Consider the following 2195-nt stretch of genomic DNA (forward strand, 5'->3'; position numbering starts at 1 on the left):
TTGTAAAAAGTAGGTAGTAATGTCTAACTTTATATATCAAATTTTTTTAGCATTTTGGCGATTTTTTGGTGGTTTAGTAGATATTTTAGGGACATTTTAAAATTTTACAAAATTAGATTTTTTTTTACATTCTTTAAATGGGTTTTAAAATATGTTTAAAGCTCTTTTAAAAATCGCATTTTTTAAAAACGGCTTTCACTTTTCCTATAACTTTGATTTCATTTGTTAAATACTCCATATCACTATAAAATTTATTTTCAGATATTAGTAAGACTTTATTATTGTGAATTTTTACTTTTTTTACAAATAGTTCATTATTTGCTTGAATAATATAGACCTTATTGTTTTTGATTGTTCTATCTTGAGTATCAATAAATAGTATAGAATTACTACTAAAAAGTGGCTCCATGCTATCACCGATATTTTTTGCAAGTTCTAAAGTTATATATTTGATGTTGATTTCAGATAGAAGCTCTTTTGAAAATGGAATTTGTTTTATCTCTATAAAATCTTGAACACCACCTCCACCTGCAGTAATATTGGTTTTTTTGTATTTTAATAAAATATACTCCTCAGTTGAATTTATAAGGCTTTCTGGAGTTTGACCATAAAAAAAATAGTTGATTGATATACCTTTTTTGGCTAAAAAATCCATTATATTTTTATAGGGGATAGAGTTTCTAACCTTTCTTTGTCTAAGGTTAGTGAGGCTTAGGTTTAACTCTTTTGCAACCTCATAATCTCTATTTACTCCCAGTATTATTTTTATTTTTGCGACTATTTGTTTAAAAGTTTCCATATCAAATGATATAAAATCAATAATTAGAGATAAAAATTTCTTTAGTCTTTTTAGGATTTTTTGAGCCACCGAGTGTATATTTTACATCTTTTGATCTGATATGAAAATCTTTGTATAGTTCCTTTATAAAAATAGTGTCATTGTAACTAAGTAAAAATTTTCCTTTTATATTTGTTAAAGTTTCTTTTAAAAGTATATGTTTATCTTTTCCAAATCCACCGGTATTTTTATAGTAACTCTCCGTCCCAAAATATGGAGGATCACAATAAAAAAAGCTATCCTCTTTATCATAGAGCTTTATAAGTTTTTCAAAAGAGAGATTTTCTATAGTTACATATTTTAGTCTCTTTGACCAAATTTTAAAAGATTTGTATATATCTTTTGGTTTTCTCCCACTTTTAGCACTCATTGCAAAATTATCCATTTTACTTCCAAAGCTTTGAGATAAAAGATAGTAATAAAAAGCTGCTTTTTGAATATTGTTCTTTGGTTTTATATATTTTTGTTTTATATCTTTAAATATCTCTCTTGAGATAAGAAGTTCATTTAAGTAGATAGTTAAAGTTTGAGGATAGTTCTTTATAACTCTATGAAGATTTATAAGTTCTCCATTTATATCATTGACAACTTCAAGTTTTGAAGGTGTTTTAGAATATAAGACATTTAATGCACCTCCAAAAACTTCTATATAAGTTTTGTGAGGATATATAAGAGAGACTATATCCTTTGCTAAACGACTTTTCCCACCTATCCACCCAAAAGGTGCTTTTAAATTTTTTGACTGCATAATAACTCCTTTGATACAAAGTGTCATCTTTTTTAGGATAGATGATACTTTGTGATATGATTTTTATGCAGTTTTTGCGATAAAGGCTCCTTTGGAAGATAAAAAGAGGAAGGAGCCTTTTTTGTTAGTCTTCGTTTAAGATATTTATCACATCTTCATGTGTATCCGCTTTTCCAACTCTAACTATTTTATCAGTATATTTTGAAATACTTTGTGTAACTGCTTCTGTTGCTGTTTTTAATTTCTTACTATCACTATAACCATTATTAGCAAGATTTAGCAAAGTATTAAAACTATCTTTCTCTAAATCTGTTAAAATATCTAAGTTTGGATTTAAAGAGCTTATTACTTTAACAAGTAAAGCTATAGCTTTAGAGTTTACTGCACTTAAATCAACTTGCTTGCCACCAACTTCTTTTAATACTACTCGTCCTATTTGCCAATTTAAAGTATCAATAGCAAGTTTTTTAAACTCTTCTAGATCTTCAGGAATATTCCATGTCTCATTACCATTTTCATTTATATATTTTTCTTTAAAGTTTTTAAAAATTTGATTATCTCTAAAATAAATGTAAGTAATTAGGAGAAATGAAATGATAAAAACACTTA

3 protein-coding genes are annotated in these 2195 nt (G+C 26.3%); all 3 read right to left on the reverse strand.

What is annotated here, in order from left to right:
* Positions 1–166: 166 nt before the first annotated feature.
* On the reverse strand, positions 167–799 hold the full coding sequence (locus tag AC30RD_RS08670) for a LexA family transcriptional regulator (protein WP_489494106.1): 633 nt from the start codon (positions 797–799) through the stop codon (positions 167–169).
* 16 nt (positions 800–815) lie between these two features.
* On the reverse strand, positions 816–1586 hold the full coding sequence (locus AC30RD_RS08675; RefSeq protein ID WP_489494107.1) for a DNA adenine methylase: 771 nt from the start codon (positions 1584–1586) through the stop codon (positions 816–818).
* Between the two features lie 124 nt (positions 1587–1710).
* Positions 1711–2195 (reverse strand): hypothetical protein (locus tag AC30RD_RS08680; protein ID WP_489494109.1); only part of this gene is annotated, 485 nt, incomplete at its 5' end.

This window comes from Nitrosophilus sp. (assembly GCF_982775275.1).

Excerpts from the sequence above, each read along its gene's own strand:
- AC30RD_RS08670 (WP_489494106.1), bottom strand. The coding sequence starts at position 799 with ATGGAAACTTTTAAACAAATAGTCGCAAAAATAAAAATAATACTGGGA.
- AC30RD_RS08675 (WP_489494107.1), bottom strand. The coding sequence starts at position 1,586 with ATGCAGTCAAAAAATTTAAAAGCACCTTTTGGGTGGATAGGTGGGAAA.